The sequence below is a fragment of the Pseudomonas sp. LBUM1651 genome (genome assembly GCF_059716135.1).
The window spans coordinates 4,713,457-4,739,179 of sequence record NZ_CP166805.1 but is presented as its reverse complement, the minus strand read 5'-3'; the positions used below and the strand labels follow the sequence as shown (position 1 = coordinate 4,739,179).

At 60.2% G+C, this 25,723-nt stretch carries 26 protein-coding genes; 14 read left to right on the top strand and 12 right to left on the bottom strand.

The genetic code is table 11. The features are described from left to right. Window positions 1-8: 8 nt before the first annotated feature. Window positions 9-863 carry a LysR family transcriptional regulator gene (locus ACA066_RS22200; RefSeq protein WP_497696652.1) on the bottom strand — a complete coding sequence of 285 codons (855 nt, stop codon included), beginning with the start codon at window positions 861-863 and terminating at the stop codon, window positions 9-11. Between the two features lie 89 nt (window positions 864-952). Between ACA066_RS22200 and ACA066_RS22195 the strand changes: the two genes are divergently transcribed. Then, complete coding sequence (locus ACA066_RS22195) at window positions 953-1,390, top strand: multidrug/biocide efflux PACE transporter (protein WP_497696651.1); 438 nt, start codon at window positions 953-955, stop codon at window positions 1,388-1,390. A gap of 43 nt (window positions 1,391-1,433) precedes the next feature. Here the strand turns inward: ACA066_RS22195 and ACA066_RS22190 are convergent, their stop codons facing one another. Continuing rightward, complete coding sequence (locus tag ACA066_RS22190; protein ID WP_497696650.1) at window positions 1,434-2,192, bottom strand: SDR family NAD(P)-dependent oxidoreductase; 759 nt, start codon at window positions 2,190-2,192, stop codon at window positions 1,434-1,436. Window positions 2,193-2,313: 121 nt separating this feature from the next. Here ACA066_RS22190 and ACA066_RS22185 point away from each other — a divergent pair, with 121 nt between their 5' ends. Then, window positions 2,314-3,210: a LysR family transcriptional regulator gene (locus ACA066_RS22185; protein WP_497696649.1), complete on the top strand. Its 897-nt coding sequence runs from the start codon at window positions 2,314-2,316 to the stop codon at window positions 3,208-3,210. 406 nt (window positions 3,211-3,616) lie between these two features. On the opposite strand, the gene ACA066_RS22180 is transcribed toward ACA066_RS22185, so the two are convergent. Beyond that, a complete protein-coding gene (locus ACA066_RS22180) occupies window positions 3,617-4,639 on the bottom strand; it encodes a transporter (protein ID WP_497696648.1) in 1,023 nt (340 codons plus the stop codon). Between the two features lie 367 nt (window positions 4,640-5,006). Between ACA066_RS22180 and ACA066_RS22175 the strand changes: the two genes are divergently transcribed. Then, on the top strand, window positions 5,007-6,632 hold the full coding sequence (locus ACA066_RS22175; protein WP_497696647.1) for a methyl-accepting chemotaxis protein: 1,626 nt from the start codon (window positions 5,007-5,009) through the stop codon (window positions 6,630-6,632). A gap of 64 nt (window positions 6,633-6,696) precedes the next feature. Here the strand turns inward: ACA066_RS22175 and ACA066_RS22170 are convergent, their stop codons facing one another. After that, window positions 6,697-7,005 carry a PepSY domain-containing protein gene (locus ACA066_RS22170; protein ID WP_314531824.1) on the bottom strand — a complete coding sequence of 103 codons (309 nt, stop codon included), beginning with the start codon at window positions 7,003-7,005 and terminating at the stop codon, window positions 6,697-6,699. Between the two features lie 238 nt (window positions 7,006-7,243). Then, complete coding sequence (locus ACA066_RS22165) at window positions 7,244-8,371, bottom strand: glycerophosphodiester phosphodiesterase (RefSeq protein WP_497696646.1); 1,128 nt, start codon at window positions 8,369-8,371, stop codon at window positions 7,244-7,246. A 221-nt stretch (window positions 8,372-8,592) separates the two neighbouring features. Here ACA066_RS22165 and ACA066_RS22160 point away from each other — a divergent pair, with 221 nt between their 5' ends. Then, the gene (locus ACA066_RS22160) at window positions 8,593-8,919 is read left to right on the top strand and encodes a DUF2025 family protein (RefSeq protein ID WP_497696645.1); all 327 of its coding nucleotides are present in this window, start codon (window positions 8,593-8,595) and stop codon (window positions 8,917-8,919) included. A 123-nt stretch (window positions 8,920-9,042) separates the two neighbouring features. On the opposite strand, the gene ACA066_RS22155 is transcribed toward ACA066_RS22160, so the two are convergent. Next, window positions 9,043-9,366 (bottom strand): antibiotic biosynthesis monooxygenase family protein, encoded by a 324-nt coding sequence (locus ACA066_RS22155; RefSeq protein ID WP_497696644.1) that lies wholly within the window; start codon window positions 9,364-9,366, stop codon window positions 9,043-9,045. After that, on the bottom strand, window positions 9,363-10,070 hold the full coding sequence (locus ACA066_RS22150; RefSeq protein ID WP_497696643.1) for a CTP synthase C-terminal region-related (seleno)protein: 708 nt from the start codon (window positions 10,068-10,070) through the stop codon (window positions 9,363-9,365). The genes ACA066_RS22155 and ACA066_RS22150 overlap by 4 nt, the downstream gene beginning before the upstream one ends. Before the next feature lie 15 nt (window positions 10,071-10,085). Here ACA066_RS22150 and ACA066_RS22145 point away from each other — a divergent pair, with 15 nt between their 5' ends. Beyond that, complete coding sequence (locus ACA066_RS22145; RefSeq protein ID WP_497696642.1) at window positions 10,086-11,027, top strand: LysR family transcriptional regulator; 942 nt, start codon at window positions 10,086-10,088, stop codon at window positions 11,025-11,027. Between the two features lie 6 nt (window positions 11,028-11,033). Here ACA066_RS22145 and ACA066_RS22140 read toward each other — a convergent pair whose 3' ends face one another. The 3 genes from ACA066_RS22140 to ACA066_RS22130 form a co-directional block, all read right to left on the bottom strand. Then, a complete protein-coding gene (locus ACA066_RS22140; RefSeq protein WP_497696641.1) occupies window positions 11,034-11,552 on the bottom strand; it encodes a DUF1003 domain-containing protein in 519 nt (172 codons plus the stop codon). A gap of 71 nt (window positions 11,553-11,623) precedes the next feature. Then, window positions 11,624-12,700 carry a diguanylate cyclase gene (locus ACA066_RS22135; protein WP_497699936.1) on the bottom strand — a complete coding sequence of 359 codons (1,077 nt, stop codon included), beginning with the start codon at window positions 12,698-12,700 and terminating at the stop codon, window positions 11,624-11,626. A gap of 158 nt (window positions 12,701-12,858) precedes the next feature. After that, entirely contained in the window at window positions 12,859-13,467 is a 609-nt protein-coding gene (locus ACA066_RS22130; protein WP_497696640.1) for a TetR/AcrR family transcriptional regulator, read from the bottom strand. A 212-nt stretch (window positions 13,468-13,679) separates the two neighbouring features. On the opposite strand from ACA066_RS22130, the gene ACA066_RS22125 reads away from it, so the two are divergent. From ACA066_RS22125 to ACA066_RS22105, 5 genes are all read left to right on the top strand, one after another. After that, the gene (locus ACA066_RS22125; protein ID WP_497696639.1) at window positions 13,680-14,726 is read left to right on the top strand and encodes an MBL fold metallo-hydrolase; all 1,047 of its coding nucleotides are present in this window, start codon (window positions 13,680-13,682) and stop codon (window positions 14,724-14,726) included. Window positions 14,727-14,836: 110 nt separating this feature from the next. Beyond that, complete coding sequence (locus ACA066_RS22120) at window positions 14,837-15,931, top strand: serine hydrolase domain-containing protein (RefSeq protein ID WP_497696638.1); 1,095 nt, start codon at window positions 14,837-14,839, stop codon at window positions 15,929-15,931. After that, complete coding sequence (locus ACA066_RS22115; RefSeq protein WP_497696637.1) at window positions 15,928-16,257, top strand: amidase; 330 nt, start codon at window positions 15,928-15,930, stop codon at window positions 16,255-16,257. Before ACA066_RS22120 ends, ACA066_RS22115 begins: the two co-directional genes overlap by 4 nt. Window positions 16,258-16,492: 235 nt before the next feature. Further along, window positions 16,493-17,083 (top strand): YceI family protein, encoded by a 591-nt coding sequence (locus ACA066_RS22110; protein ID WP_497696636.1) that lies wholly within the window; start codon window positions 16,493-16,495, stop codon window positions 17,081-17,083. Window position 17,084: 1 nt separating this feature from the next. Then, window positions 17,085-18,242, top strand: a complete 1,158-nt coding sequence (locus ACA066_RS22105; RefSeq protein ID WP_497696635.1) for a phospholipase D-like domain-containing protein — start codon at window positions 17,085-17,087, stop codon at window positions 18,240-18,242. Window positions 18,243-18,448: 206 nt separating this feature from the next. Here ACA066_RS22105 and bglX read toward each other — a convergent pair whose 3' ends face one another. Beyond that, window positions 18,449-20,740 (bottom strand): beta-glucosidase BglX, encoded by a 2,292-nt coding sequence (bglX, locus tag ACA066_RS22100; RefSeq protein ID WP_497696634.1) that lies wholly within the window; start codon window positions 20,738-20,740, stop codon window positions 18,449-18,451. A gap of 238 nt (window positions 20,741-20,978) precedes the next feature. On the opposite strand from bglX, the gene ACA066_RS22095 reads away from it, so the two are divergent. The 4 genes from ACA066_RS22095 (at window position 20,979) to ACA066_RS22080 (ending at window position 24,460) form a co-directional block, all read left to right on the top strand. Next, the gene (locus ACA066_RS22095; protein WP_497696633.1) at window positions 20,979-21,587 is read left to right on the top strand and encodes a LemA family protein; all 609 of its coding nucleotides are present in this window, start codon (window positions 20,979-20,981) and stop codon (window positions 21,585-21,587) included. A gap of 34 nt (window positions 21,588-21,621) precedes the next feature. Further along, window positions 21,622-22,377, top strand: a complete 756-nt coding sequence (locus ACA066_RS22090; RefSeq protein WP_447890074.1) for a TPM domain-containing protein — start codon at window positions 21,622-21,624, stop codon at window positions 22,375-22,377. 43 nt (window positions 22,378-22,420) lie between these two features. Beyond that, entirely contained in the window at window positions 22,421-23,038 is a 618-nt protein-coding gene (locus tag ACA066_RS22085) for a TPM domain-containing protein (RefSeq protein ID WP_497696632.1), read from the top strand. A 207-nt stretch (window positions 23,039-23,245) separates the two neighbouring features. Next, window positions 23,246-24,460, top strand: a complete 1,215-nt coding sequence (locus tag ACA066_RS22080) for a class I SAM-dependent methyltransferase (RefSeq protein WP_497696631.1) — start codon at window positions 23,246-23,248, stop codon at window positions 24,458-24,460. Window positions 24,461-24,613: 153 nt separating this feature from the next. On the opposite strand, the gene ACA066_RS22075 is transcribed toward ACA066_RS22080, so the two are convergent. After that, complete coding sequence (locus ACA066_RS22075; RefSeq protein WP_497696630.1) at window positions 24,614-25,504, bottom strand: DMT family transporter; 891 nt, start codon at window positions 25,502-25,504, stop codon at window positions 24,614-24,616. Between the last annotated feature and the right edge of the window lie 219 nt (window positions 25,505-25,723).

Sequence of the window (25,723 nt, the reverse complement as noted above, 5' to 3'; positions counted from 1 at the left end):
CCGCACCGCTATTCCAACATCTTGCCCAACAACCAACTCCCCGCCGGCCCCGGCGGATGCAGCCGTGACCACAGCGCATCGACGAACAGCGGTTTCGGCCACCCGCGCACCTTCAACTCCTGCAACGTCCCGGCGCCAAACCGTCCCACCAGCCATCGCGGCAACGGCGCCCAACCGAATCCACCCTGAGCCATTTCCAGCAGCATCAAATAACTCGGTGCCGACCAGACGCGCCCCTTGGCGCGGCTTTCATACGGATTGACGATCGTCGCCAGACGCAACTCCCGGTGCTGTTGCAAGATGTCCTGATCGATGCTCGCCAGCGTTGCCAACGGATGCTCGCGGGACACGAACAAGGCGATTTCGGTACGCTCCTGCACCGTCGAGCTGACCAGGTCCGGCGGGTAACTTTCCTGTTGCTCGGCGAACGCCACATGCGCCCGACCGCTTTGCACCAGCGCCACCAGGTCATCGCATTCGGCGATCAGGCATTCGAGCTCCAGGTCCGGGTAGCGCTGCTCGAACGCACTGAGCGCCGCTTCGAAACGGTCGGATTGATAGGTGTCGGAAATCGCCACGGTCAGTTTCGGTTCAACCCCTTGCGCCAACTGGCTGGCGGTCATTTCCAGACGGCTGGTCGCCGCGAGGATTTCCTCGGCCCGCTGCAACATCACATGCCCGGCCGGTGTCAGGGTCGGCTTGCGGCTGCTGCGATCGAACAGGATCAGATCCAGATCAATCTCCAGGCTCGCCACCGCCGCGCTGATGGTCGACTGACTGCGGCCCAGCTTGCGCGCCGCTGCGGAAAACGAGCCTTGGGTCGCCGCCTGAACAAACGCCTGCAGCACTTCCTGGGAGGCCATGAACTACCGCCTTGATCGATGGTTATTGGTTATGAAGTATCGGTGTGAGAGTGGATCATGGCAACCACAGTCACTCAGGAGCTCTGCTCATGAACATGCAAAAATCCATCACCGAACGTATTTTTCAGGCCATCGGCTTCGAGCTGCTGGCCATCGTGATCTGCACCCCGTTGCTGGCGTGGATCATGGACAAACCGATGCTCGACATGGGTGTCGTCACCGTCGTGATCGCGGCGCTGGCGTTGGCGTGGAACGTGGTGTTCAACGGGATTTTTGATCGTGTGCTGCAGCGTTTCGAAATCGCGCACAACGCTTGGGCGCGAGTCGTCCATGCTCTGCTGTTTGAAGGGGGACTGGTCGCGGTTGGCGTGCCGCTGATTGCCTGGTGGCTGAAGGTCAGCCTGTGGCAGGCGTTCCTGCTGGACATCGGTGTGTTGCTGTTTTTCCTGCCGTACACCTACGTTTACCACTGGGCGTATGACGTGGTGCGGGAGCGCTTGGTGATGCGCACTTCTTGCGAAGGATAATCGTTGAGCGGGCTGATATTCAGCCCGCTCGCAGGAGTGCTGTTTACAAAAACATCCCGCCCGACGCCTCGACGCGCTGCCCGTTGATCCACTGGCTGCCCGGTGCCAGCAGCAGGGCAATCGCGGCGCCGATGTCGTCCGGAAGACCGACGCGACCCAGGGCGGTGTTGTCGGCGACCATTTGATTCACCTGCGCGTTGTCACGGACGGTGCCGCCGCCGAAATCGGTTTCGATCGCGCCAGGCGCCAACGTATTCACCGAAATACCCCGCGCACCGAGTTCCTTGGCCTGGTAGCGCGTCAACACTTCCATCGCACCTTTCATCGCCGCGTAAGTGCCGTAACCCGACAGGCTGAAGCGGGTCAGACCGCTGGACACGTTGAGAATCCGGCCGCCATCAGCCATCAACGGCAGCAGGTTTTGGGTCAGGAAAAACGGCCCTTTCAGATGAATATTCATCAGCAAATCGAACTGCTCGACGGTGGTGTCGACGAAGTTCGCATACACACCAATACCGGCGTTGTTGAGCAAAAAGTCGAAGTGCTGGCGATCAAAACGGCTGTGCAATACCTCGGCGACCTCGGTGGCGAAATCTGCGAAGCCCTCGCTCTGGCCTACGTCCAGTTGCAGCATGATGGCGCGACCGCCGAGGCTTTCGATTTCCGCGACCAGTGCCTGCGCCTCATCGGCTTTGCTGTTGTAGGTGCCGATGACGTCGACGCCTTGGGCGGCCAGATGCAGCGCTGCGTTTTTGCCGAGGCCGCGGCTGGCTCCGGTGATCAGTGCGATTTTGCGATTCATGGGACTTCCTCAAGGGTGGTGAGTGACGGTGTGGAGGAAGTTTATTTATCCGCCCCAGGGTGATAAACAGACTGAAACTGGAATCACTGATCGGTTAACCCGGACAATCGAAGGTCGGCCCATGAACAAACTGGAACTGCTGCGCACCTTCGTCCGCGTCAGCGAGATGTCGAGTTTTACCCTTGCCGGCGAAAGCCTGGGCTTGCCCCGGTCCACCGTGTCGGAACACATTCAGGCGTTGGAAGCTTTGTTGGGAACGCGTTTGCTGCAACGCACCACACGCAGGGTTCAGGCGACTCAGGACGGCCTGGTGTTGTACGAACGCAGCAAGGACTTGCTGTCGCACATGGACGAAATCGAGGGGCTGTTTCGCCAGGATGCGGCGTCGCTCACCGGGCGGATTCGCTTCGACATGCCGAACTTTCTGGCGCGCCAGGTGGTGTTGCCGCGGTTGCCGGAATTCATCGCGCTGCACCCCAATCTGGAACTGGAAATCAGCACCACCGATCGCCGGGTTGATGTGCAAAGGGAGGGTTTTGATTGCGTCGTGCGGGTTGGCGCACAGCCGGATCAATCGGTGGTCGCGCGTCACGTGTGCGATTTTGCGATGGTCAATTGCGCGAGTCCCGCTTACTTGCAGCGCTATGGCATTCCCGAAAAACTCGAAGATCTGGCGCAGCATCGGCTGGTCCATTACGTCGGCGTACTGGGTTCGCGGTCGGAAGGTTTTTTGTATGAGGTCGATGGCAAGCTGCATCGATTGCCGATGGCGGGCAGCGTCACGGTGAACAGCACCGACGCTTATGAAGCGGCGTGCCTGGGGGGATTCGGGTTGATTCAGGCGCCGCTGAAGGGCATGCAGTCGCGCTTGCTCAGCGGTGAGCTGGTGGCGGTGTTGCCGCAGTTCAATGCGCCGTCGATGGACGTGGCGCTGCTCTATGCCCCGCAACGGCATTTGCCGTTGCGGGTCAGGGCGTTTATGGATTGGTTGGCGCAAATCATCCAGTCCACTATCTAAACAACATCGCAACCCTGTAGGAGCAAGGCTTGCCCGCGAAGGCGGTCTCAAGGTCGATGCAAATCTTGAGACCGCCTTCGCGGGCAAGCCTTGCTCCTACAGGGTTATGCGGTGTCAGAAGAGCTTAGTGAAGAGCCAGTACAAACGCCCCGACAACAGAATCGCCGCCGGCAAGCCCAGCCACCAGGTGCCGAAGTGCGAGGGCTACGCAATACCTTGTGGCGAGGGGGTTAGCGAAACGTCGCACCGCCCCGTTCGGCTGCGAAGCAGTCGTAAAACCGGTACTCGCGGTGTGTCAGAAGAAAACTGATTGGCAGGATTTGGGTCGCTTCGCAACCCAACGGGGCGGTGCGACGTTTCGCTAAACCCCCTCGCCACAGGGATTCGCGCAGGTCTTCAGTCGCGCTCAATAATCCTGCCGCTTACGGAACGCCCACCGCCCCGCAATCACGGTAAACGTCGCAACCAGCGCCACCAGAATCCAGAACCCCTCCGGATCCTGGGATAGCGGCACGCCACCCACGTTCATGCCAAAGAAACCGGCAATGATGTTGATCGGCAACGCCAGCACCGTCACCACCGTCAGGGTAAACAGCGTGCGGTTGCTCTGCTCGTTGAGGTTGGCGGCAATCTCTTCCTGCAACAGCTTGATCCGCTCACCCAACGCCGTCAGGTCGTTGATGATCAGCGCAAACTCCTCGGTGGATTTGCGCAGCTCCTTCACGTCCTCTTTCTGCAACCATTGCGGCGGACGATTGAGCAGGCGCAGCAACGAGCCCGGCTCCAGCGCCAGCAGCCGTTGCAGACGCACCAGCACCCGGCGATTGGCACCCAGTTCTGCGCGGTTGGTCGACAGTCGCGAGGACAGCAACTCATCTTCGATCTGATCGACACTGAGGCTGGTCTTGCGCACGATCTGCGTCAGCACCTCGCCCTGGTCGCGCAGCAAATGCACCAGCAACTCCAGCGGCGAGCGAAAGCATTCACCGGCCTTCACCGACGAACGCAACTTGTCCACCGAGTGCAGCGGTTGCAGGCGCGCGCTGATGATCAGGCGGCTGCGGGCGCACACCCACAGCGTCGACACATCCGAGGAGACCATGCTGCTGAGGTTGAACACCACGTCGTTGACCACCGCCAGCAGTGCCGAATCGACATGCTCGATGCGCGTGGAACGCGAACCTTCATGCAAGGCTTCGAAAAATTCGTCGGGCAATTCCAGATGATTTTTCATCCAGCGCTCGCACGCGGCGTGGGCGAGGTTCAGGTGCAGCCAGAGAAACTCATCGCTGTCGCCCGGTTGCTGCAGACACCGCAGCGCCATGGCGGAATCGATCTCGCGGCCGCGTTCGCCGGGGCGAAAACTGAAACCGTACAGCAGACCGAACAGGTCCGGGTCGCGATGGCTTTGGTCGATGCTGTGGTTCATGAGGTCTCGCAAGGGGGGCTTTGTCTCTCGTAGGAGCGAGCTTGCTCGCGATGAACGCAAGGGCACCGCGTTCATCCTGCTACGCCGCGTTTTCGTTAACGACCATCGTCGGAACGCCGCCCGGAGCAAGCTCGCTCCTACAGGCCGCATCATTGCAAGGCGTGATGACATTTTTGTGACGGTTGAGTAACGCAAACGTTTGCTTTGCCGGTGGTCGGATTCTCTTCAAGAAGCGCTCTGGCACGCCGATCACGCTTAGGTTACGTTGCGCGCCTTCGGCCACCGGCCAACGCCGCAGACAGGGATGTTCGGACTACTTTCACGCCTCACCCCGGGCGTGCCTCATTCCTGTCACGAGTACCTTCCGATGTTTTTGCAAAAGTCCTTGAGAGCGCAAATTCTCGCCCTGCTGAGCGGCAGCCTGTTTGCGATGCTGTTGATCGCTCTGGCCTGCTTTCACTTTCTCTCCAGCGGCGTTCAAAGCTACGCGAATCTGATCGAAGGGCCGCTGCACACCTCGCAATTGATCGATGAAGCCAACCTGCAATTCAAGGTGCAGGTCCAGGAATGGAAAAACGTCCTGCTGCGCGGCAAGCAACCGGCGGACCTGGAAAAGTACTGGAAGCAGTTCGAAGACCGTCAGCGCGAGGTGCAGGGCATCCTCGGCGAACTGGCCGGGCAGAAAGGCATCGAACCGCAACTCAAGACCCGCATCGAACGCCTGCGTGACGAACACCGCTTGTTGGGCGCGGCGTACCAGAAGGGCCGCGATGCCTACGTGGCGGCCGGCGCCGATCCAACCGCGGGCGACACCGCGGTGAAGGGCGTAGACCGGGCGACCAGTGATCAGATGAGCGAACTGGTCAGTGAATTGCGCAAGCAGGGTACCGAACAATCGAAGCTGATCAGCGCCAGCGCCGATCGCACGGTGTTGCTGGGCATCATTGTGATGCTCGCTTCGGGTCTGTTGATCGGCCTGTTGAGCTTGTGGCTGGTCAACCGCAACCTGGTCGAGCCGATTCGCAAGCTGATCGACTACGTGGCGCAACTCAGTCAGGGCAAGTTTGCCGAACGCGTGACCAGCACCCGACAGGATGAGCTGGGCAAACTGGCGATCGCGGCCAACACGCTGCGCGATTTCCTCGCCGACACCTTCAGCCGCTTGCAGGTCAGTGCCAAGGATCTGGACGGCGCCAGCGGTGAGCTGAAAGCGATCGCCGGCCTCATGGCCAGCGGCACCAACGAGCAGTTCAACCGCACCGATCAGGTCGCCACGGCGATGAACGAAATGTCCGCCACCGCGCAGGAAGTCGCGCGCCACGCCGCCGATGCCGCGCGTGCGGCGGATGACGCCGACCAGTCCGCCCAGCAAGGCGAAAAAGTCATGCAGGGCACTATCCACACCATCACCCGCATGCGCGGTGAAATTGCCAACACCGCGACGGTCATTCGACAGCTGGAAACCGACAGCGGCCGCATCGGCAAGGTGCTGGAAGTGATTCGCGGCATCGCCGAACAGACCAATTTGCTGGCGCTCAACGCCGCCATCGAAGCCGCCCGTGCCGGTGAAGCCGGGCGCGGTTTCGCGGTGGTGGCCGACGAAGTGCGCAGCCTGGCCCAGCGCACGGCGGCGTCGATCATCGAGATCAATCAGATCATCCAGACTGTGCAAACCGGTGCAGTGGACGCGGCCCAGGCGATAGAAAGCGGTCAGTCGCGCAGTGAAGAAAGCGTTCAGCAAGTGACCGAGGCCGGTGCGATGCTGGAGCGCATCACCTACGCCGTGGAAGCCATCCGCGACATGAACCGCCAGATCGCCACCGCGGCCGAAGAGCAGACCTCGGTCGCCGAAGACATCTCGCGCAACCTCACCGAGATCACCAGCATCGCCAGCACCAACCTGGACAACGTGCAACGCACCGAAGCGGCCAGTCACAACCTGCATGGATTGTCGGGGCAGTTGAATGAAGTGACAGCGCGTTTGAGCGCGTAAGGCGTCACCGGAACGCAAAAAAAGCCGCACGATCCGAAAATCGTGCGGCTTTTTTGTGTGGGCATCAGTCGTCTTGTTTGTTCTTCAGGACTTCGCCGGTGGCGGCGTTCAGGTCAACGTCCCATTCAACGCCTTTGGCGTCTTTGAGTTCAACCTCGTACTCGTAGCCGTTGAAGTGGTTGTCCAGGTCGCTGTCGGTGATCGTGGCACCCGGGTGCAACTTCAGTACGATCTGGTTCAGTTCTTCCAGTGGCTTGATCTTTTTATCTTTGACCAACTGCGGGATCTGATCGACGGGAACATCATCCGCCTGAGCCAGGCCAGCGGTGAGGGTCAGGGCGGCAGCGGTGAACAGGGCAGTCAAAGTCTTCATGAGGTTCTTTCCTTGGGTGAGCCGTTTAAGTGGGGCCAGATTAACTGTGGCAACTTAATTCACGCTTAATTCCTATAAACGCGTTGTTTGTAAAAAGCTTCGCGGGCAAGTCGGATCGCCGCACCGCTCGCTCCTACAAGTTCTGGGTTGATCACACAATTTGTGATCGACGTAATCCTGTAGGAGCGAGCGGTGCGGCGATCCGACTTGCCCGCGATGGCGTCGCCTCGGTCTTGGATCAATAACCGTTGTTTGTCAGCAACTGCGCAACCGTGCCCGCCGCCGGGCGTTTGTAGAACTTCAACAGTTCGCTGGCACGGTTGGTGAAAATACCGTCGACCCCGGCGTCCATGACTTTCTGGTAATCCACCGCATCATCGACGGTGTAGACGTGCACCAACAAACCCTGATCGTGGGTGTACTGGTTCATCCACGGTTTCACCAGGTCCGAATAGCTCTGATCGCCGCCCTTGGTCAGCGCGGCAGAAGGCCCGGTGCCGATGGCGCCCTGGGCCTTGGCGTACTCGACCCATTGCTGGAATTCGGCTTTGTCCTTCGGTTCCTGCTTGGCGTAGTACGTGGCTTTGTCCTTGTCGCCGGACTCGGCGAACGTCACCTTGGACTTGGGCTCGATGCTGCCTTCGCCGACCCACAGCAACAGAATCTTCGGCACCTGCGGCATTTCTTTTTCCAGCAGTTCGAGGCTGCTCTTCTCGAACGTTTGCAGCACCACCTTGCCTTTGCCCTGGCCGACCGCCAGATTGCTTTTCGCCAGTTTGGAGCCGGCCGGACTCAGCCAGCCGCGATCCTGCAATTTATCCTTGAGGTCGCTTTCGATGCCGGGGAATTGCTTGGGTTCTTTGGTTTCGATGTACAAGCCGGGCTTGTGCAGCGGATTACCCTGGGCAATGTCGATGATCTCGTCGAGGGTCAGGATTTTCAGACCCGCGTAAGCAGGACGTGCGCGATCCGGGTAAGCGCTGTTGAACCAGCTGCCGGCATCGAGGGTTTTCAGTTCGGCGATCGTGAACGCGTTGGCCGGGCTGTCCTTGCGCTCAGGGAATTTGCTGGCGACGTCGGTGGTGCGTTGCAGGTTGTTGTCGTGCAGGGCAAACAGCACGCCGTCCTTGCTGCGTTGCAGGTCCAGTTCGAGGTAGTCGGCGCCCAGGTCGCGCGCCAGTTTGTAAGCGGCGGCGGTGGATTCCGGTGCATCGAAAGACGCACCACGGTGGGCGATCACTGCCGGGTGCGGGATACCCGAACGGGTTGCCAGTGAGGTAGGGCTTGGCTCGCTGGCGGCCTGCGCCTGGCCGAGACCGAGCAACACGCTCAGCAGCAGGGAGCTCTTGGTGAAAGTAACAGGCATGGTCGAGATCCTTTCGCAGAGAGTTTTCAAAGACGTCTCTTTTAACAACTGAGCGCCGCTTGCGCTATCGCGAGACCGACATAAACGTGTTTAAAGCAGATTTTTTCAGCGCTTTTGTGCGGTTCTTTGCAGTACTCTTGGCTCCGGCAGTTTCCCCGGCAGAGGGAACGCCCTTCATCTTGCCCGGCGTGTAAACCATCGATCACATTTGTGAGGTTTATATGCGCATCACTTCCGAACTCATCTGCCAGGCCGCCGACCAACTCAAAGGCTTCGTCGGTCTCAATCGCAAGACCGGCCAGTACATCGTGCGTTTCAGCGAAGATTCCTTCGGCATGGACGTAGCCGATGACGGCATTATTCCGGCGAGTGAATTTGTCTGGGCGCCGGGGCCGGAGCAGGGCATGACGCTTAAGCGCGAGTTGATTCAGTTGTTGCTGGATCAGAACATTGATGACCGGATCAACATTACCGAGCCGTTGCGGGTGTATATGAATCGGCGGGAAGTGCCGGAGATTTCGGCGGTGCGCAGTCTAGTGCAGAGTTGAGTTTTGCGGTGTTTGTTCTGGCCTCATCGCGAGCAGGCTCGCTCCCACAGGTTTTGTGAACGACTCATATTCCCTGTGGGAGAGAGCCTGCTCGCGATGGCGGCCTAAAGGACACCGCAACTGTTACTGCTTAAACCCATAGGCTCGCTCAACCCTGCACACCCGCGTATGACACGCCGCATACCAGGTCGAGCGCCCACGCTCACGAATCGCGCTGTGCTCGGGATGATGTTTCCACGCCAGAATCGCTGCCTCACTGGCCCAATAGGACACCGTGATCCCGAGCCCATCCTCACCCCGCGCCGATTCCACGCCCAGAAACCCCGGCTGCTCGCGCGCCAGTTCAACCATGCGCTCGGCGGCTTCGGCGTAACCCTGATCACCGTCGGTGCGCAGCGAAGTAAAGATCACCGCGTAGTAAGGCGGTTCCGGCGTCTGGGCCATCATGATTTCTGCCTCACACACGCTTCGATCAACGCACTGACCAGCGGCGGCAACAGACCTTGGAGCGCAGCACGTTCCGGTTGAAACAGCGTGGCAACAAAAAACGGATGCCCACGCAATTCCACTGCCCGCAGTTCCCCCGTCGAATCGTGCCCCACAGCGAGTAATTCCTGGCTCAGCAGATCCCGTTCAAAGTCGGGATTCACACCGTAACGGCAGCGATAGCCTTCGCGAATCTCGGCGCTTTCGTACGCCTTGGCGATCAACGAACCTTCAACCAGATGAATGCTGTCGACGGCTTCCACCAGCGAACAGGTCAATGGCGTGAGCAGCGCTCGCGTTGCATCGGGTGAGGTCTCGCCGTGCTCGGCATCTCCCCACCCCAGAACGTTACGGGCGTATTCGAGTACCGCGTGCTGAAAACCGCCACACGTGCCGAGGAAAGGTCGCTGTTGTTCGCGGGCAAAGCGGATCGCTCGCAACGCACCGTCCTCATTGCGGTAGGGACTGGCTGGCACACACCAGAAGCCATCGAAGTCTTTCAGCGGTGTGTCGTTGTCGATGCGATCGGTGGCCAACCACTGGAACTGTACGTCCAGGCCTGCATGTTCGGCTGCCATGCCGAGGGCGATGGGAATCGCCTGGTGGGCGGTGACTTGCGGGTCGTAATCGCCGATCAGGGCGATGCGGATGACGGTGTTTTCCATGAGTGCTCTCGACGCTTGTTGATTCCTGGAGCCCACTATAGATCGGCGTTCACGCACTCAATATTGGCGTTATCCCAAGTGATCAATGCAACCGCGCACTATAGACTGGATTACCCCGACCTGTCCCTGATCCTCGCTCTGGTGCGCGGCGGCTCGTTGGCCCGGGCTTCGGCGTTGTTGAAAGTTGACGTCTCGACCGTGTTTCGCGCCGTGCGCCGACTGGAAGCCGCACTGGGTCAGCAACTGTTCGAAAAGAGCCGCGCCGGCTATTTGCCGACCAGCCTGGCGCAGACCTTGGTCGAACAGGCCGAGCGCGCCGAACAAGCGCTGGAGGCCGCGCGCATCGGCGTGGAGCAGGGCGGTGAAGTCATCAGCGGCACCGTGCGCCTGACCTGCACCGATTCGGTCCTGCAAGGTTTGTTGGTGCCGGCGCTCGCGCAATTCATGCCCGGTTATCCAGCGCTGACGATCGAGTTGAGCACGTCCAACGACTTCGCCAACCTCAGCCGCCGGGATGCGGACATCGCCTTGCGCATGACTCGAACGCCGCCCGAGCATTTGGTTGGCCGGTGTCTGGCGCAGGTTTCATACCGAGTCTGTGCGAGCACGGCGTATCTGAAATCGGTCAATGCCGAAGACCTGGCCTCGCTCACCTGGATCGCCCCGGACGACTTCCTCCCCGATCACCCCACCGTCGCATGGCGCCGCCAGCAGTTGCCCGGCGTCACACCGGGTTATCGCTGCAACAGCATGTTGTCGGTGACTGAACTGACGCGGGCGGGGCTCGGTGTCGCGGCACTGCCGGACTTTCTGATCGGTGACGGGCTGCAGCCGTTGAGCGAGCCGCTGCACGGTTACGACACCGCGCTGTGGTTGCTGACCCGGCCCGACTGTCGTGCCTTGCGTTCGGTGGTGACGTTGTTTGATGAGTTGGGGCGGGCGTTGAAATTGCCTTGAGCAATGTCAGACCTTGCGCACGAAATGCTGGTGCATTTCCGACGTCAGGCTTTCGATGCGTTCAGTGAGGGCTTTGGTCATCTCGGTGAGGCGGGTGTTTTGCTCGAGCAGTTCGAGCAGTTGCGCGGAGTTCTGCGCCGCTTGTGCCTGACGTTCACTGTTGGCCACGGCCAGCGCTTCGCGGTGCTGCGCGTCGGCCTCGGATTGCGCTTTGTCCCGCGCCGCCTGCCGAGTCTGGGCCAGCAGAATCAGCGGCGCGGCGTAGGCCGATTGCAGGCTGAACGCAAGGTTAAGGAGGATGAACGGGTACAGGTCAAAGTGCGCCACACCGAACACGTTGAGGCACACCCACAGCACCACGATCAGCGTCTGCGCACCGAGAAAAGTCGGCGTACCGAAGAACCGCGCAAAGGCCTCGGCGCGCAGGGCAAACTTGTCAGTGCCGAAGGTCGGCGCCAGGTGAGCGTGAGGACGGTGGAAACGCAAGTGATCGACGGGCGCGGTGGTTTTGGTTTCGGTGGTCATGATGCTCTCTGCAGGGCGCTGGGACTGAGACCCACTATAGCGCCACCGTCCGGCAAGCCGCGCAGCTTTGGCTAAATCGCCAGCGTGACAGCCGTGTTGCGCTCGGTATCGCGGGTGGCGACACAGATTTTGTTGCGACCGGTGTTTTTGGCGGTGTAGAGGGCTTTGTCTGCGTCATCGAGCCAGGCGATGGCATCGGTGAAGGACGGGTGATAAGCGGCGAGGCCGATGCTCAGGCTGACCCGCAGTTCGGGAATTTCCTGATGCCGGTAGTCATGCAGCACTTCACGTATGCGTTCCATTACATCCCGCGCCTGATGCAATGGCATGCCGGGCAGGATCACGCAGAATTCATCACCGCCATAGCGCCCGGTCAGATCGCATTCGCGCAGGTTGCGCTTGAGCTCGGCGCTCAACTGGCGCAGCACCGAGTCACCGACGATGTGCCCGTAAGTGTCGTTGATGGGTTTGAAATGATCGATGTCGATCAAGGCAATCGCGGCGGGTAGTTGGTGTTCGCGACAGTGGTGGAATTGCAGTTGCAGCAGGTCTTTCCAGGCGCCGTGGTTGAGCAGGCCGGTCAGACTGTCAGTGCGGCTCAGGGCACTCAAGGCGCGTTTGTGTTCAGACAGTTTGATCGCCAGCCGATAACAGACCATGCCCACCGCCCAGGGGTAGAGCGTGAGGATCGGCAGGCACGCCCAAATCTGTATTGGGGTGGTCGTTGGGTTGAACGTTGCGCCGAACAACAGCCACGCAATCATCACACCCGCCGCTTGGGCCAGAGTGCCCAACATGAACAGCCGCAGACCGCCCGTGGCGACATTGTTCATCGCCATCATCGCCAGGATGGTCACTGCGGTGAGCGGGTTGAACTGAACCGTCGCCGCCCAGAAACCGCCACACAGCGAATCGCAAAGCAGGTTGCGGCGTTCGGTCTTGTACGGAAAGTTCGCGCGGGTCGACAGTTGATAGGCAATGTGGGGCCAGACAAAGGCGTTGACCAGCATCAACGCCCAAACCCAAGACGGCATGTGCAATGGAGACAGCGCAGCGGCCACGCTGATGCAACCGACGCCAAGGCCAATGGTTCGGGGCAAGTAAATGCGTCTGGCAAATGACAAGCCCTTGCCGCGTTGGTTTTCCATAATGTCCTGCGCCAGATTCATTCTGAAACACATTGCCGTGTTTTATTCAGAGCTACCGTTCATCGGTCAATCGCGGACATTGTCATTTATTCCAGCAGGAATAATCAGTGTCCTTCGAAGCCATTTAACGGTGGCAGGGCGCAGCGAGTGCTTGATATCTAGAGCTGATAGCAGGCCAGGAACATGTCCAGCGCCGACGCCACGACAGTGCTCTGCATCTCGGGCGAAAGGCCGGGCAGCCCCATGGAAATCTGTGGCCAGAAGGCAAAGGACTTGAGCATTCCCTGGATCTGTTGCGCGGCAAACTCCGGGTCGACCGGCTTCAATCGTCCATCGGCCTGAGCGGCGCGAATCCACACGGTCAAACCTTCTTCACGCTCGCCCATTCGCGCGACCATGTTCTGCGCGCGCTCCGGGGAATGGATGGTGGCGGCAATCGCAACGCGTGCCAGGTCGAGAAAATTGTCGTCGGCCAACATCTGCATTTTCGCCATCAGCATCCGGTGCATCTGATCGCGCAGCGGCAGGTCAGGGCGGTAGTCCGTTTCCTGTTCGGCCGTCACCCGCGCCCATAACTGATTGAGGATTTCGGCGAACAACTCTTCCTTGCTGGGGAAATGGTTGTACACCGTGCGCTTCGACACGCCAGCGGTGGCGGCGATCTTGTCCATGCTGGTGATGTCGAAACCGTTGGCACGGAATTCGGCAATCGCCGCTTGGATGATCGCTTCGCGTTTTCGGTCGGTCAGGCGCTGTGGAGCTGTCATAAGTACGCTTCGGCAGAAGAATTCAGGAATTACACTCAGCAGTTTACTTGTGATCGGCTTTGATGCAACCTAGAAACTACACTGTGCAGTGTAATGTTTTGTTAATCCTGCACAGCCAAAAATAGAGTGTTCGGCTGATGCGTGCGTGCCTTGGCCATTTATCGTCCCACCGCTGAAACCGCAATCGTGCGGTTTCCTGGAGTCATTCAGTCATGGCCAATTCCACAAACGCCTCCGCGCCTGAAGCTTCCCGTCAGGCAGAAGGGCACTTCCAAAACCATGCACCCGTGCAACGAGAAGGCTTTCGCAAAATGGTGCGCATCATGTGGAACATGATCTTCCACAAACCGCGCAACACTCGCCCGACCGAGGCCGTCCCGGTGCAACGCCTCACCCATGATGCGCTGATCGCCGCACCCAACCACAGCGTCTATCGTCTCGGCCATTCCACCGTACTGCTGAAACTGCGGGACAAATTCTGGATCACCGACCCGGTTTTCGCCGAGCGCGCCTCGCCCGTGCAATGGGCCGGCCCGAAGCGCTTTCACCAGCCGCCCATCAGCCTCGAAGAATTACCGCCAATTGAAGCGGTGATCCTGTCCCACGATCACTACGACCACCTCGATTATCAAGCTGTGCTCAAACTGGGGGACAAGGCCAAATACTTCCTCACCCCGCTGGGCGTCGGCGACACCCTGATCAAGTGGGGCATCGACGCCAGCAAGGTGCGCCAGCTCGACTGGTGGCAGGGAACCGAAGTCGACGGCATCCAATTCATCGCCACACCGTCGCAACACTTTTCCGGCCGCGGTCTGTTCGATGGCAACAGCACACTGTGGGCCTCGTGGGTGATCATCGACGGCGACACTCGGATCTTCTTCAGCGGCGACAGCGGCTACTTCGACGGCTTCAAACGCATCGGCGAACAATACGGCCCGTTCGACCTGACCCTGATGGAAACCGGCGCCTACAACGTCGAGTGGCCGCATGTGCACATGCAGCCCGAGCAAACCCTGCAAGCGCACATCGACCTTAAAGGCCGCTGGTTACTGCCGATTCACAACGGCACGTTCGATCTGTCGATGCACGCCTGGTTCGAACCGTTTGACCGGATTCTGGCTTTGGCCTGGGAGCGCAGTGTTTCGATTACTACGCCGCAGATGGGTGAGGCGTTTAATGTGATGTATCCGCAGCGGGGGAGTGTTTGGTGGTTGGGGATGGAGGGTGAGGTTGATCAGGTGACGGTTCAAAACGCGTGATGTTGTGCTGCTAGGCCGAACCATCGGGTCTGCCTGAAGAACGACCCAAATTCCGAAACTGTCATCAATCTCGACTAGTCTCAGCAGGTTCAAATCTCCGAGCCCCCACCATGTTCAAAGGCTTGCCCCTGCTGTTCATGCTGCTGCTCAGCCTCACGGCCCACGCCGAAAACTGGCCCGCCGAGCAATGGTCCACCGGCCCGACCCTCAGCGGCCCGGCCATTCAAGCCCTGGAAACCTACGCCTTCCCACCCCGCGACGACAGCACCCGAAAAGGCATCCGCACCGATGCCCTGCTGGTGATCCGCGATGGCCAGTTGATTTACGAACGCTACGCCGGCCCGACCACTGCCGACACGCCGCACCTGACCTGGTCGATCAGCAAAAGCCTCATGGCCGCGGTCCTCGGTGTGGCCTATGGCGAAGGCCTGTTCAAGCTCCAGGACCCGGTGCGGCAATTCTATCCACCGCTGGAAAAACACCCGGCGATCACCATGGCCGATCTGCTGCACTGGGCCTCCGGCCTGGACTGGCAGGAAGACTACGAATACGCCCCGTTGAAGTCGTCGGTGGTGGCGATGCTTTACACCCGCGGTCATCACGACATGGCCGCATTCACTACCGATCACGCCGAGTATGCGCAGCCCGGTCAGGCCTTTCGGTATTCCAGTGGCGACAGCAATCTGCTGGCCGCCGCGCTGAAAAACATCGTCCGCCCGGCACGGTATCCCGACTATCCATGGACCGCGCTGTTCGAGCCCTTGGGCATTCGCCACGCCGTTTGGGAAACCGACGCCACGGGCACCTTCGTCGCCTCTTCGTATGCCTACCTCACCGCGCGCGACCTGGCGCGAGTCGGCCTGCTGATGGCCCGCGACGGTCGTTGGGGCGACCGGCAATTGCTGCCCAAGGATTGGGTCGCCTTCAACCGACAACCTTTCGACCGCTATCGAGCCCATCAGGACGAGGCGGTGCCGGGCGGTCATTGGTGGCTCAATCGTGCAGCGGATGGCGCCGCACAACCCTGGCCCGATGCCCCCGCCGACACCTTCGCCGCACTCGGCCATTGGGGCCAGGCGATGTACGTGATCCCCAGCGAACACCTGGTGATCGTGCGCTACGGCGATGATCGCGACGGCAGCTATCGACACAACGAACTGCTCAAACGCGCGCGCATGGCATTCGCCGGGAAGGTGCAGCCATGAATCGCCGCAGTTTTGTCCGCCGCCGACCGTTCAGCACACTGTGGTTGATCCTGCTGATCGCCTTGCTCGGCTGGATCTGGCAGGAGCGGGTGGCGTTGTGGGCGTTCCCGGACATCATCAGCGCCTACACCGCCAAGGAATATTGCTCTTGCCGGTATGTGATGAGTAACGACGTCGAGTATTGCCGTGGCTATGTGAAGCAGTGGCTGCCCACCAGCGGATTTAACGATGATGTCGCGAACAAGCGTGTCACGGTGAGCGGCATGGGACGCAGCAACAGTGCGGTGTGGGTCGGTGAACGCCAGGGCTGCCGCCTGCAACCTTGATTGCGGTGAAGCTCTTTGTGGCGAGGGGGCTTGCCCCCGTTGGAGTGCGAAGCGCTCCCCAAAACAGACAATGAGTTCTACCCGTTGCACCCGTGATTGCAGGTTTTACGACTGCTTCGCAGCCGAACGGGGGCAAGCCTCCTCGCCACAAAGGTAGGGTGTCAGTGATGGACAGTTTGCATCTGGCTCGCGGGCGGTTAAGGTTCGTGCAGGTTTATTTTCAGCACGGGTCTTTATGTTCAAGCGGTCCCTTACCAAAACCCTGGCCTTTGTGTTGCTGGCCGGCGCCACATTATCGGCCCAGGCCAATTGGTACCTGGACGGCGAGTCTTCGCGGCTGTCGTTTGTCAGCACCAAAAACGCCAACATTTCCGAGGTGCAGCGCTTTTTGGTGCTGCACGGCAAGGTCAGCCCCCAAGGCCTGGCTGAGGTGGAAGTTGAGCTGGAATCGGTGAACAGCGGCATCCCCCTGCGTGACGAACGCATGCGCAAGGAGTTGTTCGAGATCCAGACCTTCCCCGAAGCCCTGATCACCGCGCAGATTGATTTGCGTCCGATCAACGACCTCGCGCCCGGCGCGCAACTCGAATTGCGCCTGCCGGTGACCGTCAACCTCCACGGTAAACAACACGACTACAACGCCGAGCTGTTGGCGACCCGTCTCGATGACCGGCGCTTTCAGGTGGTGACCCTCGAACCGCTGGTGATCAACGCGGCGGATTTCGACCTGGCGCCGGGGCTGGACAGTTTGCGCAAGGTCGCCGGTTTGTCAGCGATCAGTCTGTCGGTGCCGGTGGGTGCGGTACTGATTTTCACGGCGCGCTGACATGGCCGGCGCGATTTTTCCGTGGCGTGAAGGCAACAGCTTTGAACTGTTGATCGACGGTCCGCAGTTCTTCCCGCGAATGCTGGTCGCGATTGCCCGTGCCGAAGAGCAGGTTGAACTGGAGTTGTACCTGGTGGAGGCGGGCGCCTGCGCCGAAGCCATGGTGCAGGCGTTGGTCCAGGCCGCCGAGCGCGGCGTGCGGGTGCGCTGCCTGTTCGATGATTACGGCAGCCTCGCGTTTACCCTGACCTTGCGTCAGCGACTGATGGCGGCAGGCGTGGAACTGCGTTTCTACAATCGCCTGAGCTGGCGGCGCTGGGTCGGCAATTTCTATCGAGATCATCGCAAGCTGTTGCTGGTCGATCAGAGCATGGCAGTGGTGGGTGGCACCGGTGTCACCGATGAGTTCTGGACGCCGGGCGAAGACACCAGCGAATGGCATGAAGTGATGGTGGAAATCACCGGCCCGCTGGTCATCGACTGGCAGTTGCTGTTCGACCGCCAATGGATCGCCAACCGTCATCGGCGCGCCTGGAAACCTGCCTCGCATTTCGGCCTGCCGCGATTGCCGCGCGTGCCGTCCACAGGTGAAGGCATGGGCCGGGTGGCGTATGCCGACGCCCGCCAGCACCGCGACATTCTGCAGTCACTGGTTCGCGCGTTGAACAGTGGCCAGCGCCGGATCTGGCTGGCGACGCCGTACTTTCTGCCGACCTGGAAAGTCCGCCGCTCGTTGCGCCGGGCGGCCGGTCGAGGCGTTGATGTGCGTCTGTTGTTGACCGGCCCGCGCACCGATCACCCATCGGTGCGCTACGCCGGGCATCGCTACTACCCGCGACTGCTCAAGGCCGGGGTGCAGATTTTCGAATACCAACCGTGTTTCCTGCACCTGAAAATGGTGCTGGTCGATGACTGGGTGAGCATTGGTTCCTGCAACTTCGATCACTGGAATTTGCGTTTCAACCTGGAAGCCAACCTTGAAGCATTGGACCCTGTGCTGACGCGGGACGTGGCGGCGAGTTTCGAGCGGGACTTTGCCTTGAGCCAGGAGGTGAGCCTGGAGGCATGGCAACGCCGGCCGCTGTGGCGACGGGTGAAGCAAAGGGTTTGGGGATGGGTGGATCGGCTGGTGGTGAATCTGCTGGATCGACGGGGGTAGAGTCACCCACACCGCATACTCCTGTAGGAGCAAAGCTTGCTCGCGATAGCGGCGTTACATTCAATGAAGATGCTGAATGTTATGGCCTCATCGCGAGCAAGCTTTGTTCCTACAGGGGATCAGTGTCGAGCACAAAATTTGATGGCGACCCGAAACATTGTGGGAGCGAGCAGGCTCGCTCCCACAGGTTCAGTGGCGTATGAGGATTACAGCAGTTCAAAGCTCTGCTGCGTCACGTCCTGGGAATCCAGGCCGATCTGCACGTTGAACCTGCCCGGTTCTGCCACGTACTTGAGCTGAGCATTGAAGAACTTCAGGTCATCCTCGGTGATGGTGAAGTGCACGACTTTCTGCTCGCCGGCCTTGAGCGTGATTTTCTGGAAGTTCTTCAATTCCTTCAGCGGCCGGATCATCGAACCGGTCACGTCCTGGATGTACAACTGCACCACGGTTTCGCCGTCACGCTTGCCGGTGTTTTTCACCATGACACTGGCGTCGAGCTTGCCGGTCTTGTTCAGCGTGGTCGATGACAACGCCATGTCGGTCAGGCTGAAATCGGTGTAGCTCAGACCGAAGCCGAACGGGAACAGCGGCCCGGTGGTGTCATCGAAGTACTGCGAGGTGTAGTTGCCCGGTTTGCCCGGCGTGAACGGCCGGCCAATGCTCAGGTGGTTGTAGTAGGTCGGAATCTGGCCCACCGAACGCGGGAAAGTGATCGGCAGTTTGCCCGATGGGTTGTAGTCGCCGAACAGCACGTCGGCGATGGCGTTGCCGCCTTCGGTGCCGCTGAACCAGGTTTCCAGAATCGCGTCAGCCTGTTCCTTCTCCTGGAGAATCGACAGCGGCCGGCCGTTCATCAACACCAGCACCAGCGGTTTGCCGGTGGCTTTCAAGGCGCGGATCAGCTCACGCTGGTTTTCCGGGATGTTCAGGTCGGTGCGGCTCGACGATTCGTGGGACATGCCACGGGACTCGCCCACCGCTGCCACCACCACATCGGCATCCTTGGCGGCTTTCACCGCTTCGTCGATCAGCACTTGCGCCGAACGCGGATCGTCCACCACTTCCGGGGCGTCGAAGTTAAGGAAGTTCAGGTAATCCAGCACCTTCTTGTCACTGGTGATGTTGGCGCCACGGGCGTAGATCAGTGTCGATTGCGCGCCGAGTGCGGTGGTCATGCCGTCGAACAGCGTCACCGACTGCGCAGGGCGACCGTTGGCGGCCCAACTGCCCATCATGTCGATCGGTGCCTTGGCCAACGGACCGATCAGGGCGATTTTCGCAGTTTTCTTCAGCGGCAGGGTTTCGCCCTGATTCTTCAGCAACACCAGGCTGCGGCGCGCAACATCGCGAGCCTCGGCGCGGTGAAGGCGACTGTCGGCGTTCGTGTCGGCCGGATCATCTTCAGCCTTGCCGATGCGCAGGTACGGGTCTTTGAACAGGCCCATGTCGTACTTGGCGGCGAGCACTTCACGCACGGCATTATCGATGTCTTTCTGTTCGATCTCGCCGGCCTTCAACAGCCCCGGCAGCTCTTTGCCGTACAGGGTGTCGTTCATGCTCATGTCGATGCCGGCCTTGATCGCCAGCTTCGCGGCTTCGCGACCGTCAGCGGCAACTCCGTGCTTGATCAGCTCGAAAATCGCCCCGTGGTCGCTGACCGCCAAGCCCTTGAAGCCCCATTCCTTGCGCAACAGGTCGTTCATCAGCCAGGTGTTGGCGGTGGCCGGCACGCCGTTGATTGAGTTCAGTGCAACCATCACCCCGCCGGCACCGGCGTCAATCGCGGCGCGGTATGGCGGCAGGTAGTCCTGGTACATCTTGACCGGGCTCATGTCGACGACGTTGTAGTCGCGACCGCCTTCGACCGCGCCGTACAAGGCAAAGTGCTTGACGCTGGCCATGATGCTGTCGGCTGCGTTCGCGCCAGTGCCCTGGAACGCTCTGACCATGACGCCGGCGATGCGCGACACCAGATACGTGTCTTCGCCGAAGCCTTCGGAAGTCCGGCCCCAACGCGGGTCGCGGGAGACGTCGACCATCGGCGCGAAGGTGATGTCGAGGCCATCCGACGCGGCTTCCTTGGCGGCGATGCGCCCGGACAGGCCGATGGCGTCCATGTCCCAGCTCGACGCCAGCGCAATCGGGATCGGGAAAATCGTGCGATGGCCGTGGATCACGTCATAGGCGAAGAACATCGGGATCTTCAACCGGCTGCGCATGGCCGCGTCCTGCATCGGACGGTTTTCCGGGCGGGTGATGGAGTTGAACGTACCGCCGATGTTGCCGGCGGCGATTTCCTTGCGGATCAGCTCCCGAGGCATTTCCGGGCCGATGCTGATCAGGCGCAACTGGCCGATCTTTTCATCGAGGGTCATCTGCTTCATCAGGTTGCTGATGAAAGCGTCCTTGTTCTCCAGAGGTGCGGGCGTCGTGGCGGCCAATACGGTATGACTGGCCAGGCTGACGAACAGGCCCAGCAAACACAGCTTCTTCATGAATGGTTTTCTCAAGGGCCTAAACGGCAGGAAATACGCGCCGGTCAGCCAAAAATTAGGGAGCGACTATTGTTGTTCAGGTAAATGCAGCACACTTCTGCAGTGTTTTTGCGCTGGTGCATCTTTTAGCCTATTGGCTCGATGCAATCCAGTGGCGGCGGCAGATTATGCCCCAAGAGGCCAGTCAGAAGGTCGCTGGTTGTTTTTTCAACGGAATGTGCAAGGGAGCGTCAACCAGATGAATGCAAGACACCACACTCGGTCGAGCCTGCGCGTTGCAGCCTTGATGTTGCTGGCCACGTTGCTGGCAGGTTGCGGCATCAACAACATTCCGACCCTCGACGAACAGGCCAAGGCGGCCTGGAGTCAGGTGCAGAACCAGTACCAGCGTCGCGCCGACCTGATCCCCAACCTGGTGGAAACCGTCAAGGGCTACGCCAGGCACGAAGAAGAAACCCTGACCGCGGTGATCGAAGCCCGGGCCAAGGCCACTTCGATCCAGGTGGATGCCAGCACCCTCGACAATCCCGAGAAACTCAAGCAGTTCCAGCAAGCGCAGGATCAGCTGACCGGGGCCTTGAGCCGTTTGATGGTGGTCTCCGAGCGCTATCCGGACCTCAAGGCCAACCAGAATTTCCTGGCGTTGCAATCGCAGCTGGAAGGCACCGAGAATCGCATCGCCGTGGCGCGTCGTGATTTCATCCTCGCGGTGCAGAAGTACAACACCGAAATCCGTACCTTCCCGGGGCGCTTGTGGCACACCGTGATGTACAGCGATCTGCCGATTCGTGAAACCTTCGAGGCCACCAGCCCCGACGCCGAGAAAGCGCCTGAAGTGAAGTTCTGACCGGCTTGAAGCATTACCACGGATGAGGTTGCCAATGCGCGTGTTGAAAGTGGGCCTGGTGCTGTTGCTCTGGGTGTTTGCCCTGACGGCCCGGGCAGAGCTGAAATTTCCGGAGCTGACCGGGCGGGTGGTGGATAACGCCCAGTTGATCGAACCCTCGGTGCGCGAGCAGTTGACACAACAGCTCAACGCCCATGAAAAAGCCACCGGTGAACAATTGGTGGTGGTGACATTGCCGGACCTGCAGGGCACTGACATTGCAGACTTCGGTTATCAGCTCGGTCGCCACTGGGGCATCGGGCAGAAGGACAAGAACAACGGCGCGCTGCTGATCGTCGCGCGCGATGAGCGCAGGTTGCGGATCGAAGTCGGTTATGGCCTGGAAGATCGCCTGACCGATGCGCAGAGTTCGGTGATCATCAACCAGGTGATCACCCCGGCGTTCAAGACCGGCAACTTCAGCAAGGGCATCAGCGACGGGGTCGCGGCGATGCTGGTGGTGTTGGGCGGCAGTCCGCTGGATGAGCCGTCGACGGTGTACGACTCCGGCGGCAATCAGGAGAGTGACTTCGTTTCGCGGCACCCCGGGGTGTTTGTGTTCCTGGTGTTGCTGTTCATCCTGACGATATTCGTCTTGCAGATGTTCGGGATTCTGCCCGCCGGCCGAGGTGGCTCGGGTGGTTCCAGTGGCGGTTTTGGCGGCGGTGGTTTTGGTGGCGGCGGTGGAGGCGGGGGATTCAGTGGCGGCGGGGGCAGTTTCGGAGGCGGCGGTTCGTCGGGCGGCTGGTGATAACCCTTCAGATAATAACAATGGCGAGCGAGCACAGTTAAACATGGCATTACTGACTGAACACGAACAACGCAAAGTCGCCGAGGCAATCGCCCGGGTCGAGCGCGACACCGACGCCGAACTGGTGACCGTGCTCGCGGCCCGCGCCGACGACTATGCGTACATCCCGCTGCTGTGGGCCAGTTTGCTGGCGCTGGTGGTGCCGGGTGTCGTGCATTACCTGACCGGCTGGTTGACCATGCACAGCCTGCTGCTGGTGCAATGGGTCACCTTTATCGTGTTGTGCCTGGTGTTCCGCATTCCCAAAGTCACCACGCACCTGATCCCGCGCTCCGTGCGTCACTGGCGCGCCTCGAACCTGGCGCGTCGGCAGTTCCTCGAGCAGAACCTGCACCACACCGTGGGCAGCACCGGCATGCTGATTTTCGTCTGCGAGGCTGAGCGTTATGTGGAAATTCTGGTGGACGAAGGGATTTCCAGGCGGCTGGATAACAAGAACTGGGACGCGATTGTTGCGGCGTTCACCCAGCAGGTGAAGCAGGGGCAGACGTTGCAGGGGTTTGTGACGTGCGTCGAGGCGTGCGGCGAGTTGCTCAAGGTGCACGTGCCGGTGACGCATGTGAGGAATGAGTTGCCGAACCGGTTGGTAGTTTTAGGCTGAACTCATTCCCTGTAGGAGCGAGCTTGCTCGCGATGGTCGCCAACGATGACGTGGGCTGGCTGGATAACCGCGGCGTTTCGGTATCCTTCGCGAGCAAGCTCGCTCCTACAGAAAGCGCCGTTCGGTAAATAACTGCGTGTCCCGAACGGCCATCCCCCCTAAAATACCCGCCATTCCCGATTCGCTCCGCCCGAGGCCGTTTTTTCCATGTCCGTCACCGCCACTCCCGCCAGCCTCGCGCCGGATCACCATGCCCAGTTCATCGACCTGCTGCAAACCAGCCTCGACGCCAACGCCTTCATCAAACTGGTGCTGGCCAAGTACGTCGGCACCGAAGCGGATCTGCAGCGGCTGATCATCAAGCAACTGACCGTCAAGGATCAGCCTTGCCTGTCTTTCGTGTACCGCTACAAGACCCGCGACATCACCAAGAACCTGCCGCTGGCCGAGGGCGTGGCGACCATCGCCGCGTTGTTGCCGGCTTCGTTTAAAAATGCGCATTTGTTGTCGCTGACTGATGAAGCCCAGCTCGAATACAGCAAAAAGGGCAAGTCTTCGCTGTTCAAGAGCAAACCTCAGCAATTGCGTGAAGTGCCGTCCGCCGAGCACAACCGCGAGAAGAATCGCTTTCTCGACCTGAGTCGGCCGTTCCTCGCCGACCTTGGTGTGACGAACAGCAAGCACGAGCTGATCCCGGCGATGTCGCGCAAGTGGAAGCAGATCAACAAGTTCATCGAAGTCTTCAGCCATGCGCTGAACACCTCGCCGCTGGCGCTGGACAAACCGGTGCGGGTCGCGGATTTCGGTTCGGGCAAGGGCTACCTGACGTTCGCAATTCACGATTACCTGCGCAACACCTTGAACGCCAAAGGCGAGGTGACCGGCGTCGAGCTGCGTGAAGACATGGTCACCCTGTGCAACGCCGCTGCCGCGAAACTGGAACATCCGGGCTTGGTGTTCAAGTGCGGTGACGTGCGCAGCGTGGCGCCGAGCGAGCTGGACGTAATGATCGCGCTGCACGCCTGCGACATCGCCACTGACTATGCGATCCACACCGGCATTCGCTCCGGCGCGTCGATCATCATGTGCTCGCCGTGCTGCCACAAGCAGATCCGCCTGCAAATCCAGAGCCCGGCACTGCTCAAGCCGATGCTGCAATACGGTTTGCATCTGGGGCAGCAAGCGGAAATGGTCACCGACAGTTTGCGTGCGTTGTTTCTCGAGGCGTGCGGTTATGAAACCAAGGTGTTCGAGTTCATCTCACTGGACCACACCAACAAGAACAAGATGATCCTGGCGGTCAAACGCGCCGAGCCGGTGGACCCGGCCCAGCTGTTGGTGAAGATTCAGGAGTTGAAGGATTTCTATCAGATCACCGAGCACTGCCTCGAAACCTTGCTCCGAGCCGACGGCTACCTCTGAACACCACAATCCCGTAGGAGCACAGCTTGCTGGCGATGGCGATCTTGAGGACGCCATCGCCAGCAAGCTGTGCTCCTACAGGGTTAGGCGGTGGCAATGCGTTCGGGATTGACCAGGGTTAGGCGGTGGCAATGCGTTCGTGTTTGGCCAGGGTCATGCGGTGGCAATGCGGGCGGGTTTGACCGCGGTCTTGCGGCCCAGCATCACCGTCACGATCACCCCGGCAGCAAACAGCCAGGTGATCGGCTCGATGTGTTCACCAAAGAACAACGCCGAAAATGCGATGGTGAAGAAGATCTGCAACAACTGAATCTGACTGACCCGGGCAATGCCGCCCATCGCCAGTCCGGCGTACCAGGCAAAGAAACCAATGAACTGCGAGAACAGCGAAACATAACCAAACGCCCACCAGGTCTTGGCCGAAATCTCGCCCTGATGTTGCAGCGCCAGGTACACCACCGGCCCGATCAACAGCGGCGTCGACAGCACCAGCGCCCAGCAGATCACCTGCCAGCCGCCCATCTCCTTGGCCAAGCGGCCACCTTCGGCATAACCCAGACCGCCCACGGCAATCGCGCCGAGCATCAGCAAATCACCGGCCTGAATGCTGCCGGCGCCGCTGATCAGCGCGTAACCCAGTACCAGCGCACTGCCCAGCGCGGCGCAGGCCCAGAAGGCTTTCGACGGTCGCTCGTGGGACAACCACGCGGCGTACAACGCCACGCACAGCGGTTGCAGGCCGTTGACCAAAGCGCCGTGGGACGCGGGCAACGTTTGCATCGCCCAAGCAGATAAAACCGGGAAGCCGAGGATCACCCCGGCGATCACCAGCGTCAGGCCTTTGACCTGTTTCCAGGTCGGCCGTTTCTCATGGCGCCAAAGCAACAATATCGCCGCGGGAATCGCCGCGAACAGCGCACGACCCAAGCCGTTCAGCAGCGGATGGAGTTCCTGCACGACAATTCGTGTGAAGGGCAGGGTGAGGCTGAAGATGACGACGCCGAGCAGGCCGAGGGCCATGCCGGTGTTTTCGCGCGAGGACATGATGGGGACCGGAATCGAGGGTGATGGAAAGTGTCTTCATCTAGCCATAAACCGTGCAGGCTGCGGTGTTACAGCTAGGCGCAGAGTTATCCGTACAGTTTGAGGACGCCTTCGCCGACAAGCCGGTCTCGCTCCCACAGGGGACCGCATTTCAATGTGGGAGCGAGCCTGCTCGCGATGAGCGATAACGCGGTCCATCAGGTAGTAGCTGGTTATTAC